A 16,621-nucleotide genomic window follows, 5' to 3' on the forward strand; every position below is an offset into this window, starting at 1 on the left:
GGCCGGACACGGGCAGAGCCAGCACCCGATAGTCATGCTCCCGACAAACACGCGGTTCGGATTATCGGAACGTGCTCACGCGGCCCACAAGATTCACTTTTCAGCCGAGATCATCCCTAACGCTCCGGCTACAGTGGAGCCCGGTACGCGCGTCACGGAGGGGGTGGGGACGTGCCGGACAACAGCCGGAGGAACGGCCAGGGGACCGGCCGGGACAACAGCCAGGGCAACGGCCGGGGCGGCGGCCCGGTGGTCCACGGCTTCCCCCACCTCGACACCGTCCGGTCCGCGATCACGGCGCTGTACCGGAGGCTGTCGTACGACGGTGTCCGCGGCTACGCCACGAGCCTGGCGCCCGCCGACGCCGCCTTCTGCGACCAGGACGATCTGCACCTCGGCGCCCAGCGGGTGGCGCGCGCCATCGTCCAGCACCTGCATCTGCCGGACGCCCGGGTGATCGTCGGCTTCCGGACGATGGAACACGCCGCCGGTGTCGAACTCGCCGCGGGCCCCGAGTACTTCATCGAACTCAACGACCGCTTCCGCACCCATCGCAGGGACATCGGCGCCGCGCTCTCGCATGAAATCACGCATGTGCTGCTGCACCGCCTCGGCCTGGAGTTCCCCGGTACGCGCGACAACGAGATCCTCACCGACACGGCGACGACGTACCTGGGCGCGGGCTGGCTGCTGCTGGACGCGTTCCGCGAGGACGCCGTCTCCAGCCAGAAGCTCGGCTATCTCACCCCGGAGGAGTTCGGATACGTCCTCGCCAAGCGGGCGTTCGCCTTCGACGAGGACCCCTCCCCGTGGTTCACGAGCCCGCAGGCGTACACGGCCTACACCAAGGGCCGCGCCCAAGCCCTCCACGACACCCGGCTGCCGCCCCTCACGGCCGCGGGCTGGGCGGGCCGGCACCGCTACGCCAAGGACCGGCGGCACGCCCAGGACCACCCGGCCACAGGAGCGGCCCAGGGCTCCGACGCCCCGTACGCCTTCGAGAACGGCCCGCAAGGGCTCCGGGTCTCCTTCGCCTGCCCCACCTGCCACCAGCGCATCCGCGTTCCGGTGCGCGGCCGGGTTCGGGCCCGGTGCGGACTGTGCCGGACCGTCCTGGACTGCACCACCTGAAACAACCGGGGGGCTCCGCCCCGGAACCAGCCGCCCGGCGGCTGAGGACCATGTGGTGACCGGACGGGGCCGCCCGGTCACCACACTCGGTCCGCGACGCTACGCGGCCCTGCGGCCACGCCCCGCCGCCGCACCACCGCGTCCGGCCCCGGAACGCCCGGCCCCGGCACCACGCGCCTCACCGCCGCCACGGCCCCCGCCCGCACCGGCGCCACGGGAAGAACCGCCCGCGCCCCGGCCCTCGACGCCGCCGCCCTGTCCGGCACCACCGCGCCGACCCCGGCCGCGGCTGCCCGAGCGGAAGGCGGAGCCACCGGCCGCCGCCCCGCCCGACCGGGCACGCGCCTTCGGCTGGGTCGGCTGCGGGACCTCGATGACGATCGCGACGCCGGACGGCTCACGGGCCCCGGTGATCCGGGTGAGCTCCTCGTCGCTGGACTTGATGCGGGTGGTCCGCGGGGCGATGCCCGCATCGGCCATCAGCCGGGTCATCTCCCGCTTCTCCTCGGGCAGCACCAGGGTGACGACGCTGCCGGACTCCCCGGCACGCGCCGTGCGCCCACCGCGGTGGAGGTAGTCCTTGTGATCGGTCGGCGGGTCCACGTTCACGACCAGGTCGAGGTCGTCGACGTGGATGCCGCGCGCCGCCACGTTCGTCGCCACGAGCGCGGTGACCTGGCCGTTCTTGAACTGGTCCAGCGTCCGGTTGCGCTGCGGCTGCGAGCGCCCGCCGTGCAGGGCGGCGGCCCGTACACCGCTGGCCAGCAGCCGCTTGGCGAAGCGGTCGGCGCCACGCTTGGTGTCCACGAACATGATCACCCGGCCGTCACGGGCGGCGATCCGGGTGGCGACGGCCTTCTTGTCGGTCTCGTCGGCCACATGCAGCACATGGTGCTCCATGGTGGTGACCGCGCCCGCGGACGGGTCCACCGAGTGCACGACCGGGTCCGTCAGGAACATCTTGACCAGGCGGTCGATGTTCTTGTCGAGCGTCGCGGAGAACAGCATCCGCTGACCGTCCGGCTCGACCTGCTTGAGCAGCGCGACGACCTGCGGCATGAAGCCCATGTCGGCCATCTGGTCGGCCTCGTCGAGGACGGTGATGGCGACCTGGTCGAGGCGGCAGTCGCCACGCTCGATGAGGTCCTTCAGCCGGCCCGGAGTGGCGACGAGCACCTCGGCGCCGCGGCGCAGCGTACCGGACTGCTTGCTGATCGACATGCCGCCGACGACGGTGGCCAGGCGCAGGTTCACGGCCGTGGCGTACGGCGTCAGCGCGTCGGTGACCTGCTGGGCGAGCTCGCGGGTCGGCACGAGGACGAGCGCGAGCGGAGCGCACGGCTCGGCGCGCCGTCCGCCGGTACGGGCCAGCAGCGCGAGGCCGAAGGCGAGGGTCTTGCCGGAGCCGGTGCGGCCGCGGCCGAGGATGTCCCGGCCGGCGAGCGAGTTCGGCAGGGTGGCGCCCTGGATCGGGAACGGATCGGTGACGCCCTGCGCGGCAAGGGTCTTCAGCAGGGCTGCGGGCATGTCCAGCTCGGCGAACGCCTCGACGGCGGGCAGTGCGGGGGTCATGGTTTCGGGCAGGGCGAATTCGCCCTGCGGCGGCGTGGCCCTGCGACGGGGCGACGCCTTGCCGGATCCCTTGCCGGAACCCTTAGCGGTTGCCTGTGCCGGGGCCGTGCCGCGCCCCCTCGACGGGCGGTTGCGGGCGGGTCGGTCCTGGCGTTCGGAGCGGGTCATACGGAATTGCCCTCCTGGGGGATTCCTGAGGATTCCTAGGGATTCCTGGGAACTGCTTGGGACTGCTGGGGACTACTGAGGAGTGCTGGGGACCTCCGCGGGACGGGCGGTGCTTCTTCGCCCTGTCCCGTGGACAGCACAAGCCGGGACCCGCACCTTCACGGTGCGGGCCCCGGCTGCGAGGTACGCGTCCGGCAATTAGGCCGGGACGATGTTCTCCGCCTGCGGGCCCTTCTGGCCCTGCGTGACGTCGAAGGAGACCTTCTGGCCCTCCTGGAGCTCACGGAAGCCCGAGGTGGCGATGTTCGAGTAGTGGGCGAAGACGTCGGCGCCGCCGCCGTCCTGCTCGATGAAGCCGAAGCCCTTTTCCGAGTTGAACCACTTCACGGTTCCAGTAGCCATGTCATTCTCCTAAAAGAGGTGCAGTGCCGGAAATCCGCACTTTACGAATTCCAAGTCGCCGCATTGAGCCCCATCCGGAGAAAGCCGGAAAACAATAATGCGCCTGAGGAAGCATTCCCGTCAGGCGCACATAATGTTCATGGGTACCAAAACTGCAACACGGCAACCGTAGCACGATCTGTCGGTCAGTGGTGGAACACGCCGCGCCGCCGGTCGGCAGATTTTTGCCCGGACCCATGGGCCAACTGGCCGGGAGCAGGCTCGACACGCCGCCGAAAATTTCCCGCGGCAGGTGTCGGCGCGGCCGGGCAGCCCCGGTCCGCAGGCCGTAGCGGCCGCCGGTCCGGGCTCCGGCTCATGCGGCGTCGTCATCAAATTCTGGACCGGTTACGCCGCGTGGGTGACTCGGCACGATCGCACACCGTTGACGTCGGCCTCGTCCTGGGGCGTGTCGCTGCCACTCCCTCTCGTGGGGTCAGATGTCCAGGGCGATGCCGTCCAGGACCATCGAGAGGTACTGACGGGCGATCTCCTCGGGGCTGTGCTGTCCGCCGGGCCGGTACCAGGACGCCGCGACCCAGACGGTGTCGCGGACGAAGCGGTAGGTCAGGCGGATGTCGAGGTCGGCGCGGAAGGCCCGGTCGGCGACGCCGCGTTCCAGCGTGCCGAGCCAGACCTTCTCGAACTTCTGCTGGGAGTCGACGAGGTACTGGAAGCGCGGCTGGGTGGCCAGGTGCTTGGACTCCTGCTGGTAGATGGCGACGGCGGCGCGGTGCCGGTCGATCTCCCGGAAGGACTCGGTGACGAGCGCCTCGATGGTCTCCCGGGGGCCGAGTCCGGCGGCGAGCACCGCGTCGTACCCCTCCCAGAGTTCGGCGAGGAAGGTCGAGAGGATCTCGTCGATCATCGATTCCTTGGAATCGAAGTGGTAGTAGAGGCTGCCCGCGAGCATCCCGGCCGCGTCCGCGATCCTGCGGACGGTGGTGGCGTTGTATCCCTGCGCGGCGAACACCTCGGCGGCGGTGTCGAGCAGTTCGCGGCGGCGCTCGGGCGCAGGGGTCACCTGGGGCTTCTTCTTGTTAGGCACGCGCCCATTCTCCGCCCGCCGGGAAACCGCCCGGGACACCCGCCCGGCCGGGCCGGGCGGGTGTCCCGGGCGGAGGTCAGGAGCAGAGGTCAGGAACAGCGGTCAGGACTCGTACGGGGCGCTGTCGTCCCCGGTCCGGCGGATTGTGCGCAGGGGCTTTCCGGGCCGCCACACCTGGACCACCAGCTCGTCGGAGTCCAGCGTCGTCCGGACCACCTCCTGGAGTTCCGCGCGGAAGAGGTGGAACGGCTCCGGCGGCTTCACCTCCTCGGTGAAGCGGGCCAGGATCCCGGGGTCGGTCTCCTCGACCGCGCGGCCGGAGACCCGGACGTCGCCGTCGGCCATCTCGGCGTCCGGTCCCGGATTGGCCTGTACCGCGAACCGGGGATCGCGCAGCAGGTCCAGCGCCTTGCGCGAGTTCGGCATCATGCCGAGCCACAGTTCACCGAAGAGGACGTACACCTCCAGGCCGGTCACCCGTGGCGATCCGTCCTTGCGCAGGGTCGCCAGGACCTGGTGCTTGTACTGCCCGAAACGGGCCTGGACGGTGTCGGCGAAGGCCGGCTCTGCGGACTGGAACTCTTTCCAGGAACTCGATGTCATGAGGCCATAAAACTCTGGAATCCCGACATCCCCTGTCCGGAATTCCGCTCGGCCCGAAGGTTCGTCCGCCCGACGGCTCGTCCGCCCGCGGCCTCATCCCCTCGACAGGGTCACCACCAGCGCCCACCCCTGGGTCCGGAGCACCCCCGGCGATTCCCCCTGCGCCAACAACGCGTCGTAGCGGTCGAGTGCGACGTCCTGGCCATCGAGCACCGCACCGTCCTCCAGCGCGACGGCCAGCACCGCCCCGCCCCGCGGCACCGCCAGCCGGACGGTGCCGCGTACCACCGCGACCTCCGCGCTCGTACGCTCCCTGCGGTACATCACGTTGAAGTTCACGACCGGGCCGCCGAGCAGCCGGCCGTATGTCTCCAGGTCGCCGGGGAATTCGTGCGGCCAGTACGGCTCGTCGACGATGTGGTGCTCACCGCCCACCATGAGGTCCATCCCGGCGCCCTCGACCACGGTCAGCGTCCGGTCGACGCCGGGGAACGAGGAGAACGGCCCGTCCCCGGACACATCGGCCAGGCTGACCCGCCAGTCGAAGGCGTCCAGCGGCGCGCCCTCGGGGTACGCCGCGATCTCCCGGGTGACTCCCCCGCCGTTCTTCCAGGGCGTGGCCGTGCGGTCGGCCGCCCGCAGCACCCGGGCCGTCACTCGACGATCCCCTGCGTCCGGGCCGCCAGGGCCTGGACGCCGCCGTCCCGGGCGGTCTCCTCGAACTCGCGGAGGCTGATGGCCGGACCTGTGGTGGCGGACGAGCCGACCATGCGCGTTCTCCGAATCCCCGACGTGTCAGAACACTGAGAACACCGAGCGTAAGGCACCCGGATCCGTCCCGGACGGCGGCGTTCGCTATCTTGATCGCCGCCGCCCCCACCGGCCGCTCGTGTCTGCCCACCGTGAAGGAGCCTGCCGTGGAGGCCGCGGTCACCACCTGTTTTCGCCATCCGTCGTACGAGACGTATGTGAGCTGCACGCGCTGCGACCGCTTCATCTGCCCCGACTGCATGCGTGAGGCCGCCGTCGGCCACCACTGCGTGGAGTGCGTGAAGGAGGGGCAGCGCTCGGTCCGGCAGGCGCGCACGGTGTTCGGCGGTGCGGTGCCCAGGAGCGCGGTGCCGCTCGTCACGTACGTGCTGATGGGTCTCAACATCCTGGTGTACCTGGGCGAGTTGGTCCGTCCGGGGATCGTCGACCGGTTCGCGATGCTCGGCGCGGGTATGAACGGCCCGGACGGCGCCCAGTACGTCTACGAGGCCGGGGACTTCCCCGGCTTCGATGTGATCGGTGTAGTGGGTGGTGAGTGGTACCGGCTGCTGACCGGGGCTTTCCTGCATCTCCCGCCGGACGGGTCGTCCTTCGGCTCGCTGCCGTTCGGGGTGCTGCACATCCTCTTCAACATGTACGCGCTGTGGAATCTGGGCCGCGTCGTCGAGGAGCAGCTCGGCCGGGCCCGTTACGTCGCGCTGTATCTGCTGTCCGCGCTGGGCGGTTCGGTCCTGGTGTATCTGATCGCGCCGTCCGACAGCACGGTGGGCGCTTCCGGGGCGATCTTCGGTCTCGGTGCGGCGTTCTACGTCATCAACCGGCGTCTGGGCCGCGACATGCAGGCGGTGAACCGGTTCATGGCCGGGTTCCTGATCTGGATGCTGATCTCGGCCGGATTCACCTCGTGGCAGGGCCACTTGGGCGGGCTGCTGACGGGGGCCGTCGTCACGGTCGCGTACGCGTACGCCCCGGCGAAGCAGCGTACGGCGATTCAGGTGGGCGCGGGTGTGGTGCTGCTCGCCGTGCTGGTGCTGCTGGTGGTGCTCAAGACGTCGGCGCTGACGGGCGGTGCGTGAGCACCGCCCCGGCGGTGTCCCCTCAGAGGGCTTCGCCCAGCGCCAGCCGGTTCACCCCCGGCAGATACGGATCCAGCTCGCCGGGGGCGAACCGGGACATGCCCACCACGTGCCAGAATTCGCCGGCCACATCGCCGTCGTACTTGTAGCCCCCGGCCGGGGTGAGCGTCGCCCAGCCGCCCGGCACCCCGATCAGGGTGGCCGTGGGTTCGGGCACCGTACGGTCGTCGGAAAGGGTCCACAGGCGCACCGTGCCGTCCTCTCCCGCGCTCGCGAGGATGTGCCCGTCCGGGCTGAATGCGAGGGAGAGGACCCGTCCGGCGTGGCCGTCGAGCGCCGCCAGCCGCTCGCCCGACTCCGCGTGCCACAGCCCGATCGTGCGGTCGTCACCCGCCGTGGCGAGCAGGTGGCGTGCGGGGTGCGCCGCGACGGCCCAGAGCTTGCCGGCGTGTCCGGTCAGCCGAAGCTCCGGGACGCCGTCCCGCCACACGACCGTGCGGCCGTCCCAGCCCGCCGTGGCCAGCCATGCGCCAGCGGGTCCGAACGCCACCCCGTACACCCGGTCCGTGTGCTCACGCAGCTCCGCCAGGAGCTCGCCCGTGCCGGGACGCCACAGACGTACGGCCCCGTCGTCGCAGCCGGTGGCGAGCTCGCCTCCGGGGCCGGTACCGAAGGCGATGGAGCGGACCCGGCCCCGGTGCTCGGTCAGGGTGGCGACGGGTGCGCCGGTCGAGCGGTACCAGAGGCGGACGGTGTCGTCGTCGTTGGCGGTGGCGAGGAGGGAGCCGTCGGCGCTGAACGCCCCGGCCCAGATGTGCTCGGTCTCGGCGTCCACCTCGCGCAGGTGGGCACCGTCCGATGCGCTGCGGAGGTAGATGTCGCCGTCATTGCTCGCCGTGGCCAGGATTTCCTCGGCCGGGCTGAAGAAGGCGGAGACCAGGCGGTTGCCCCGGCCCGTCAACTCAGCGGTGCACCGGCCGGTCCGGGTTTCCCACAGCCGTACCGTTCCGTCGTTCCCCGCCGCAGCGAGCTGGGTGCCGTCGGCGCTGAACGACAGTCCGGTGACCCGGCGGCCGTGGCCACGCAGGATGCGGCGGCCGTGCCCGGTGTCGGCGTCCCAGATCTGGGCACCGCCGTCGTTGCCGACGGTGAGGAGCTGCCGGTTCCCCGGACAGAAGGCGCAGGCCCACGCGGAGCCCCGGTGCGCGGTGGGCTGGCGGTCGTGCAGGGCGACGGTGCGGCCCGTGCGGGGAGTGCCGGAGACCGTCCAGAGACGGACCTGGCCGCTGCTGTCGCAGGAGGTGAGGAGCTTCCCGGAGGAGTGGAAGAGCACCTGGTAGACCGCGCCGGCGCAATGTTCCATGGTTCCCGCGGGGGTGCCGACGACCGGATCCCAGAGGCGGACCTCGCCGTCGGTGTCACCGCTGACCAGAAGAGTTCCGTCGGGGTGGAAATCGAGCGCGTACACGCGTCCGGTATGGCCGGTGAACGTGTGCAGCAGCCGGGTGTCCTCGGCCCGCCAGATCCGTACCGTACCGCCGCCCGCCGCACCCTGGTCGGCGGTGGCCAGGAGGGTGCCGTCAGGGCTGAACCTGGCCCGGTAGACAGCGCCCTGATGGCCGGTCAGTTCGCCGTCGACGGAGCCGTCGGACAGGTTCCAGCGGCGGACCCGGGCCCCGGCGTCCCCGGTGATCAGGGTGCGTCCGTCCGGGGAGTACACGGCCGTGTAGACGGGGGCGGTGTGACCGGGAAGCCGGTGCAGGGGCCGCCCGGTGGCCACGGACCAGACAGTGACCAGGCCCTCGCGGTCTCCGGTGGCGACCAGGGTGCCCTCCGGGTCCAGCGCGAGCGGCCACACTCCTTCGGGATGGACGTCGAGCCGGTGGCGGCAGGCCCCGGAGACCGGGTCCCACAGGCGTACGGTGCCGTCGGAGCCGCCCGTCGCGATGGTGTCGCCGGCGAACTTCACCGCGTACACGCGTCCGGAGTGGCCCTGCAGCGTGCGCAGGGCCCGGCCGGTGTCCGCGCCGCAGATCAGCACGCCACCGTCCTCGCTGCCGACGGCGAGGAGTTCCCCGTCGGGACTGTAGGCGATGGGTTCGGGGAGTCTGCTGGTCCGCATGTTGAATCCGTAGGGGACGCCGACGGCCGACGGCCGGTATCCGGCTTCGACGGGCATGCCCGGGGCGATGGCCGCGGCCCGGAGCTCGGGGGCCCGGCGCACGGCATCGTCCAGGATCGGTGCGATCAGCGCGGCCCGGTGCCAGCGGCTCCCGGTGAGTTCGGCGCCGGTGAGTTCGGCGCGGGTGAGGCGGCTGCCGGTGAGGTCGGCACCCGTCAGGTCCGCCCGGGAGAGGTCGGCGTGGTCGAGCCGGGCGCCGGCGAGCCTGCTGTCGCGGAGTACGGCACCGGAGAGGTTGGCTCCGGTGAGACGGGCGTCGGTCAGGTCCGCGCCGGAGAGGTCGGCGCCGGAGAAGTCCCGGTACGAGAGGTCCTCGCCGGCCAGCCGTGCGCCGCGCAGGTCGGCGTTGGCGGGGACCCGGAGCCGGTCACCGATCCGCAGCGCGTTGCGACGGGCCGCTTCGCTGACGACGGGGCCGTCCGGGGCGAGGGTGTCGCGGACCCAGTCGGCGCAGGTCTCATGGTCGGCGAGGTCGCAGAGGAATTCGACGGCGAGCTGGCTGAACGGACGCGCGGCCAGGAGCGCGTCCTGGCCCTCGTCGAGCTGCCGCGCGGCCTGCCGGGCGACCAGCCATTCGAGCACCGAGCCGTGGATGAACTGGAACACTCCGTCGTCGCTGCGGACCAGCAGGCTGCCGGCACCGACCGCCTGGGCCTGTTCGGCGGTGGAAAGCGTGGAGGGCGCCGGCGTGGGCCCGGTGAGTCCGCCGAGGGTGGCGGCCACGGTCTCGGTCAGTTCGTCCAGGCGCAGCGCGGTACGACCGGACTCCCACAGCCGCAGGGCGAGCGCGGTGACGGAGGACCACAGCGCGGCAGCGCCGAGTCCGGGTGCGGCGCCCGCGCCGCCCTGGCCGCGCTGTTCCTCGTAGTCGATCCAGGAGGTGAAGACGTCCTCGTAGAGCCGGGCGGGGCTGAGGGTGCGGCCCGCTCCGGCGACCGCGCGCAGCCGGTCCGGGCTGAGGGCCGCGGCGAAGGAGAGCAGCCGGGGGTTGCCGCACAGGGTGAGCAGGTCGGGGATGTTGCGCAGCAGCTGGAACCGCTGTTCGGCCTGGTGTTCGTCGCCGTAGGTGCGGACGAGGTAGGAACGGACCTGGTCGGGCGTGAACCCTTCGACGGCGAGGATGCGGCGTTGGGGCAGCAGCCCGACGCGTTCGCCGAGCGCGGTCAGGATCTGGTCGTGGGACTTGAAGTGCTGGGTGCGGCTGCTGACGACGATCTTCGCCCGGTCGACGGCGGCGTCGAGAAGGACCTGGAGGTGGTCGGCGGCCCTGTCGTAGCTGACCCGGTTGACGAGTTCGTCGAAACCGTCGAAGAGCAGGACGACGCGGCCCTGGGCGAGCATGTAGCGCAGGGCCCGCAGGTCGATGGTGTCGACGCCGTGGCCCGCGAGGTGGGCGGCGACGAGCCCTTCGAGGCTGTGGGCGCGGTCCAGGGTGTTGAGCGGGATGAGCAGCGGAGTGAGGTGAGGGAGCTGTTCGGGAATGCACCGGGCCAGTTCACGCAGGGCGAAGGTCTTGCCGTGGCCGAAGTCGCCGAGGAGCAGCAGGAACCGGCCGTGGTCGCTCTCCAGCAGGTCGATGAGGTCCTCGACGAGCCCGGTGTGTTCGGCGCCTTCGGGCCGGTCGGCGTCGCGGTAGCGCTGCGGGAGGTAGCGGGCGGGCGGGTACTGTTCACTGCTGTTCAGCCGGGCGGTCTGCGCGGCCACGTAGCCGCGCAGATCCAGCAGCCCCTGGAACTCGACGAAACTGCGCAGCCTGATGCGGACCGTGCGGGTGGCGGCACGGTCGCGCAGCGCCTGGTCGGGCGTGTCCCCCGCGTGCACCAGCACGGCGTCGGCCGCCGCTCCGGTGGCGTGTACCTGGGCGGTGAACCGGTCGAGTTCGGCCTCGGTGGGAACGCCCGGGTGGACGGCGATGCGCTGTTGGCGCACCACCCCGTCCTCCTGCCAGGTGGCCATGACCTGGGCCATGTCGGCGGGGTCGCGGCGGGGGATGTCGCGCAGCCGTACACCGTCCCTGCGGGCGAGGCAGATCTCCTTGACGCGTTCGGTGAGGGAGTCGACGGGTGCGTCGGTGGCCGGCCGGTCGAAGTCGGGTGTGGCCGGGGTGGCGGCCGGGCCGGGGACCGGGAAGACCCGGCCGGTACGACGCCATTCGCCGGGCAGCCGGACGGGGGACGCCGCGGTGGTGCGGTCGTCCCAGCGGGTGACGCCGTCCGCGGCGATCCGCAGGAGCTGGAAGCGGGCGGGGGCCGAGGCGCCGAAGACCGGAAGCCGCGCGGGCCCCGCCGCGACCGTGGTGTGGCTCGGTTCGCCGCCGGTGGTGCGGGGGCCGCCGGTGGGGCCGTGCAGCAGGAGGTTGAGCCGGGGGCCGGTGAGCCGGGTGAGGGCGTCCGCGTCCCGCAGCGCGCCGGGTCCACTGGTGGCGTCGGCGTAGTGGCGGGCGGCGGTGAGCGGGTGGCGTACGGCTCCGATCCGCAGCCAGCCCTCCTCCTCGTATCTGCGCAGGGCCTCGGCGAACCAGGCGGCCTGGTCGCGGCCGATGGAGCCGTACTGGTCGTCGGGGCGGTGGCTGAAGGCCATGGAGGAGTTGAACCCGGCGACCACGGTGCTGAGTTCGGGGACCGGGAACAGGGTCCAGGGCTGGTCGCTGTCGAAGACGGTGTCCAGCCCGTGATAGAAGCTGCGGAAGAGCCGGGTGTGGTGGCGCCACTTGGGCCAGTACGGGGGCTGCGGGGCGACCTCGTCCGCCTCACAGGTGTGGAAGTAGCCGCGGCAGGCGGCCTGGTTCACGTCCTGCGCGCCGGGCACCACCATGACCCGCTGCGGCGGCAGGTCGAGCTGTGATCGGATCGCGGTCAGGAAGCTGAGGGCCTGGTCGCACTCGCGGGGGCTGCCGGACGCGGTGAGGTCGCCGGTGACGACCAGCAGATCGGGGGCGGGTGCCCCGGCGTCCCGGAGTTCGACGATGTCGCCTCGCAGCTGCCGGCTGAGGGAGTCGGGTTCCCGGCCGCGCCCGAAGCCGGGTCCGGCGAGGTGGAGGACGGTGACGGTGTCGCGGGCCACGCCGGCGCCGGTGGCGGGCGGGTATCCGGGGGCGCGGGCGGGTCTGCGCCGGCCCGCCCAGCCGGGGCCGCCGGGCCTGCGGCCGGGCAGGCGGTCCGGGTCGGCGGGGTGCGGGTCCTGCCCGGGCAGGACGACACCGCTGCCGGACGGTCCGGAGCCGGGGTAGCCGGGGCGACGGACCGGCCGGGCGTGCCCGTCCATCGCCTGTCCCACCCGGTTCAGCAGCAGGGAGCGCGCGGTGTCCGCGTCGGCGATGCCGACCAGGTCGACATAGGTGATGGTGGCGAGGAGACCCTCGATGGGCATGTCGTCGACCCGTACGGTCAGCAACCGGCGCTCCGGCGCCTCCGGGGCCGCGCGGAGCGCTGCCTGCCATTCCATGCGGCCGTAGGTGGAGCGTTCGTAATGGCGGGAGAGCACGGCAATGACGGCGGTGGACTCGCTGACTCCGCGGTCCATGTAGTCGATGAAATTGGTGCCGGGCACGAAGTCCCACGCTTGGAGGACGGTGCGGTACCCGGCGTCCTCCAGTGACCACGCTATCCATGAGGCCCACTGTTCATCAGCCGGCGAATAGCTGATGAAAAAATCGAACTCGCTTACTGATAAACCCAGTTCGCTGTCTGCCACCATTACTCCATGGTAGAAGACCTTTCGCCGCAGCGGCTACGAACCAGGCTGCCCAAAAGCCTCGGCCTGTTGCATCCGCTGGACTGGCTGGCCGGCGGGTTGCTCGTGCTCGGGGTGGGCGCGGTGGCGACGGGGCTGCTGCCCGCGGACCCGGCGGCGGCGCAGCTGCGGCGTATCGGTCCGCTGCTGGTGTTCCTGGCCTCGGTGATCGTGCTGGCCGAACTGACCGGCCGGGCCCAGGTCTTCGACGTGGTGGCGACCTGGGTGGCGCGGGCGGGCCGGGGCCGCTATGCGCTGCTGTTCGGGCTCTGTGTGCTGTTCGCCTCGCTCACCACGGTCACGCTGAATCTGGACACGACCGCGGTGCTCCTCACTCCGGTGATGCTGGCACTGGCCACCCGGGTGGGGATCGCGGCGGTGCCGTTGGCGATGACGACGGTGTGGCTGGCCAACACCGCGAGCCTGCTGCTGCCGGTGTCGAACCTGACGAATCTGCTGGCGGCGGACCGGGTGGCGCTGTCGCCGTCCGGACTGGCCGCAGTGATGTGGCTGCCTCAGCTGGTCACGGTCGGAGTGACGGCCGCCTGTCTGTGGGCCTTTTACTGGCGCCGAGGCCGCCGGGGGCAGGACCGGTACACCCCGCCGTCCGCGCCGATCCCCGGCGATCCGGTGCTGCTGCGGATCTGTTCGGTGGCGTGCGCCGGTTTTCTGCTGGCGATCCTGCTCGCCGACGTGCCGCTGTGGGCCGCGTCGACGGTGGCGATGCTGATCGTCGTGGCGGCCTTCGCGCTGCGCCGCAGAGCGGAGTTGCGGCTGTCACTGGTCCCGTGGCGGCTGCTGGTGCTGGTTCCCGGGATGTTCCTGGTGGTGGAGACGGTCAACGCGCACGGTCTGCACGCGCTGCTGGCGTCGGCGCTCGGCTCGGACGACGGATGGGCCGGAATGCTGAGGTCGGCGGGGGTGGGCGCGGGGGTGTCCAACGTACTGAACAACCTTCCGGCGTACGTGGCGGGCGAGGCGGTCGTTCCCGCGGGCAATCACCACCAGTTGCTGGCGCTGCTGATCGGGGTCAACGCGGGGCCGGTCATCACTCCGTGGGCCTCGCTGGCGACCCTTCTCTGGTTCGAACGGTGTCGCTGGCACGGGACGCGGATCGACACGGGCCGGTTCGTGCGGACCGGGCTGGTGCTGTCGGTGACCGGCACGGCGGCCGCCACCTGTGCGCTGGCGCTGATCACCTGACGGCCGGCCCGGGGTCGCGCCGCCCGGTCACCGAAGCCACCTGCGCGAGGACGTAGTCGAGCGTGTCGGTACGGGCGGCGACGAAGCTTCGGTCCGCACCGGATCCCGCGAACCCGGGCCGGAACACCTCGCCGTGCAAGGTGCGCAGTTCCACCCCGGCCTCGGCCGCGAGCAGCGCCCCGGCCGGCAGGTCGAGCCCCTCGGCCCGGTATCCGACGAAACCGTCGATGGTCCCCCGGGCCAGCATGGACCAGCCCAGCAGCGGCGCCCACAGCTGGAGCACCCGCCGACAGCGCAGCTCCAGGTGCTGGCGGAGCACGGCGGCCGCCGTGTCGGCCCGGCCCACCGCGTGACCCTGGGTCCAGGCGATGACCGGGCCGGGGGCGGGGAGCCTGCCGTCGGGACCGGTGAGCGGACCGGAATCGCTGTGCGCGCCGTGGCCGGACACCGCGTGCCAGGTCCGGCCGGTGAGCGGTTCGTGGACCACTCCGACCACCGGCGCCCCCGCGACGCAGAGCGCGATGCCCACGACGTAGGCGGGCAGTCCGATGGCCACGTTGTTGGTGCCGTCGAGCGGATCGACCAACCAGGTGCGGGAACCGGTCCCGTCCAGCAGTCCGGCTTCCTCCGACAGGATGCGGTCGTGCGGGAAGTACCGCCGCAGCCTGCTCAGCACGATCTCCTCGGCAGCCAGGTCGAGTTCGGTGACCACATCGCCCGAGGCGTCCTTCGTACGGACCGTCAGCGGTGCCCGGAACCGGTCCCGGAGCATGGTTCCGGCTTCCTCGGCCGCGGCCACCGCCACCGCGCGCTCACGCGCGTACGGTCCCGCTCCGCCGGCCGCGGAGGCCATTTCCGGATCAGACATCGACGTGTCCATCGAACCTCCCGAGCGCGGTACGGACCGTGCGTAATGTCTGTTCCTCGTCGCACAGCCGGCGCGTCATGGTGCGCGCCGGCCCGTCGAGCGGGCCGAGCGACAGATCCGTCCGGCCGGGCATCGACCGGCCCAGCACGAGTGTGGCGGCCGAGTCCGTGCCTTCGGTGGACGTGGCGTGGAACTCCCCCGCGGTGAGGGTGTACGTCTCACCCGGGCCGCTGATGTGCGCGTGGCCCGGCTCGCCGCGGACCAGCACCGGCGTGGGAACGATCTCGTCCACTCCGCCCGGCCCGCTGCGCACTTCGAAGATCCGGTGGGTGGGTTCGTCCCCGGTGCCGCTGACCCGTACCGGCAGATTGGCGACCCGTCCGTAAAGGACATGGCTGCGCAGCTCCCAGCTGTGGGCATGCCAGGGCGCGGTGTCCGGCTCGGCCACGTACTCGGGGGCGAAGAGATGGACACAGATCCCCCGCAGCCCCTCGCGCAGCAGCGGCAGGCAGAGGAAGCCGAGCGGGTGGCGTACGGCGCGCAGCGCCCTGACGCCGGTGGCGACTTCGGTGAGCGCGCGGACGGCGGAGCCACGGGGGCCCGGGGAGACCGTGTCGCCGTGGGTGAGGGCCATTTCCAGCTCGTCGTAGTCCATGGGGTCGCGCCGGGGGGCGCCTCACCTCCGGTAGGGGTCCTCCGCGTGCAGTGCCTTGACAATGATTTCGCCGATGTCGCTGTCGGTGAACGCACGGGGCAGCGGCAGTTGAAGAGCCTCGAAGAGACCGCGGGCCTCGTCGACGGTGGGCTCCTCGCTCAGCGGCGCCTCCACACGCATCGGAACCACGAGGGCCTGTTCCCGGCTCTGGTGCAGTTCGGTGACGTAGTAGTCGTAGAGCGGCTGTTCCCGCTCGACCAGGAGGTTGACCCGCGAGGTGTCGTCCTGGGTGATGATCAGACAGGATTCGGACAGATCGAAGCGGAGCGTCGGTACGGCGGAGGAGAGGTGCACCGCGATGTCCAGGGTGGTGAGCCTGCGCTGGTACCAGCAGGCGGCCAGCACCGTCGCGTACGACTCCTTGCGCACCCGGTCCGTGGTCCAGTGACCGGCGTGCCCGGTGCTGCTGCGGTTGGCGAACATCTGCCGGAACCGCGCGTACGCCTGGCAGATCCGTTCGTCGTCCGGATTGATGATGTCGATCTTCATGTTCAGCTGGGAGCGCTGCTCCCTGGCGGTGGCCACGCACTGCGGCAGGGTGACAGCCCGTAAGTAGGTGCCGGTTCCGCCCTTGAAGTACCAGAGATTGGTGTGCTGCCGGGCAGTGCGCAGCGCCTCGCCGACATCGTTGCCGGAGAGCGAGCGGACCATGGTGAGGTCCTCCAGCGCGCGGCGGGTACCGGCCATCGCCTCCTGGATCGCGGCAGGCTGGCGCACCCGCTCCACGATCGAACCGAGCGCCAGTGCACCGAGGACGACCAGGGTCGCTCCGGACGCCACGTCACTGGTGACGACATCGCCGAAGATGTCCAGAAATCCGATGGTCAGCGCTACTCCGGCGGCGATGACGACATCGATGTTCTTCAGGATCCAGGCAACGGACCGCTCCAGGCGCCGTCCGTGCACGGTCATGGGCACGCTCCTCCCCCGTGGAATGCCTTCCGATCCTAGGAGAACGGAGCGGCGCGCGGCCAGGGGGTACAAGGGGCTCACGGTGGACATCCGTGCGCCCCGGGGAGTGCGGACGCGCCACGGCGCCTGCCGAGATCGTCCGGTCGGGGACGGGCAGGCGCCGCGTTCAGTTCCGTACGCCGTTGTACGGGACGTCTTG

12 protein-coding genes are annotated in these 16,621 nt (G+C 71.5%); 3 read left to right on the forward strand and 9 right to left on the reverse strand.

The window, feature by feature from the left end:
• Positions 1-249 precede the first annotated feature (249 nt).
• Positions 250-1,131, forward strand: coding sequence for a hypothetical protein (locus OG936_RS07545; protein WP_406500349.1), 882 nt, complete (start codon positions 250-252; stop codon positions 1,129-1,131).
• A gap of 99 nt (positions 1,132-1,230) precedes the next feature.
• Here OG936_RS07545 and OG936_RS07550 read toward each other — a convergent pair whose 3' ends face one another.
• The 5 genes from OG936_RS07550 to OG936_RS07570 all read right to left on the reverse strand — a co-directional run bounded on the left by OG936_RS07550 (position 1,231) and on the right by OG936_RS07570 (position 5,620).
• Positions 1,231-2,871 carry a DEAD/DEAH box helicase gene (locus OG936_RS07550; protein WP_406493393.1) on the reverse strand — a complete coding sequence of 547 codons (1,641 nt, stop codon included), beginning with the start codon at positions 2,869-2,871 and terminating at the stop codon, positions 1,231-1,233.
• 198 nt (positions 2,872-3,069) lie between these two features.
• Entirely contained in the window at positions 3,070-3,273 is a 204-nt protein-coding gene (locus OG936_RS07555) for a cold-shock protein (RefSeq protein WP_003969786.1), read from the reverse strand.
• 475 nt (positions 3,274-3,748) lie between these two features.
• The gene (locus OG936_RS07560) at positions 3,749-4,360 is read right to left on the reverse strand and encodes a TetR/AcrR family transcriptional regulator (protein ID WP_406493395.1); all 612 of its coding nucleotides are present in this window, start codon (positions 4,358-4,360) and stop codon (positions 3,749-3,751) included.
• A 102-nt stretch (positions 4,361-4,462) separates the two neighbouring features.
• Positions 4,463-4,963 carry a pyridoxamine 5'-phosphate oxidase family protein gene (locus OG936_RS07565; protein ID WP_406493396.1) on the reverse strand — a complete coding sequence of 167 codons (501 nt, stop codon included), beginning with the start codon at positions 4,961-4,963 and terminating at the stop codon, positions 4,463-4,465.
• A 93-nt stretch (positions 4,964-5,056) separates the two neighbouring features.
• Entirely contained in the window at positions 5,057-5,620 is a 564-nt protein-coding gene (locus OG936_RS07570; protein WP_406493398.1) for a HutD family protein, read from the reverse strand.
• Positions 5,621-5,880: 260 nt separating this feature from the next.
• On the opposite strand from OG936_RS07570, the gene OG936_RS07575 reads away from it, so the two are divergent.
• On the forward strand, positions 5,881-6,810 hold the full coding sequence (locus OG936_RS07575) for a rhomboid family intramembrane serine protease (RefSeq protein WP_406493400.1): 930 nt from the start codon (positions 5,881-5,883) through the stop codon (positions 6,808-6,810).
• A 22-nt stretch (positions 6,811-6,832) separates the two neighbouring features.
• Here the strand turns inward: OG936_RS07575 and OG936_RS07580 are convergent, their stop codons facing one another.
• Positions 6,833-12,688, reverse strand: coding sequence for a TIR domain-containing protein (locus OG936_RS07580; RefSeq protein WP_406493402.1), 5,856 nt, complete (start codon positions 12,686-12,688; stop codon positions 6,833-6,835).
• Between the two features lie 6 nt (positions 12,689-12,694).
• On the opposite strand from OG936_RS07580, the gene OG936_RS07585 reads away from it, so the two are divergent.
• A complete protein-coding gene (locus tag OG936_RS07585) occupies positions 12,695-13,927 on the forward strand; it encodes an SLC13 family permease (protein WP_383750081.1) in 1,233 nt (410 codons plus the stop codon).
• Here the strand turns inward: OG936_RS07585 and OG936_RS07590 are convergent.
• The 3 genes from OG936_RS07590 to OG936_RS07600 are packed head-to-tail and all read right to left on the reverse strand — an operon-like array spanning position 13,920 to position 16,422.
• A complete protein-coding gene (locus tag OG936_RS07590) occupies positions 13,920-14,795 on the reverse strand; it encodes an inositol monophosphatase family protein (RefSeq protein ID WP_406493404.1) in 876 nt (291 codons plus the stop codon). The genes OG936_RS07585 and OG936_RS07590 overlap by 8 nt on opposite strands.
• Positions 14,788-15,450 (reverse strand): hypothetical protein, encoded by a 663-nt coding sequence (locus OG936_RS07595; protein WP_406493406.1) that lies wholly within the window; start codon positions 15,448-15,450, stop codon positions 14,788-14,790. Before OG936_RS07595 ends, OG936_RS07590 begins: the two co-directional genes overlap by 8 nt.
• Before the next feature lie 21 nt (positions 15,451-15,471).
• Positions 15,472-16,422 carry a hypothetical protein gene (locus tag OG936_RS07600; protein ID WP_383067557.1) on the reverse strand — a complete coding sequence of 317 codons (951 nt, stop codon included), beginning with the start codon at positions 16,420-16,422 and terminating at the stop codon, positions 15,472-15,474.
• Between the last annotated feature and the right edge of the window lie 199 nt (positions 16,423-16,621).

It is taken from the genome of Streptomyces sp. NBC_00846 (assembly GCF_045207325.1).
Classification (GTDB): domain Bacteria; phylum Actinomycetota; class Actinomycetes; order Streptomycetales; family Streptomycetaceae; genus Streptomyces.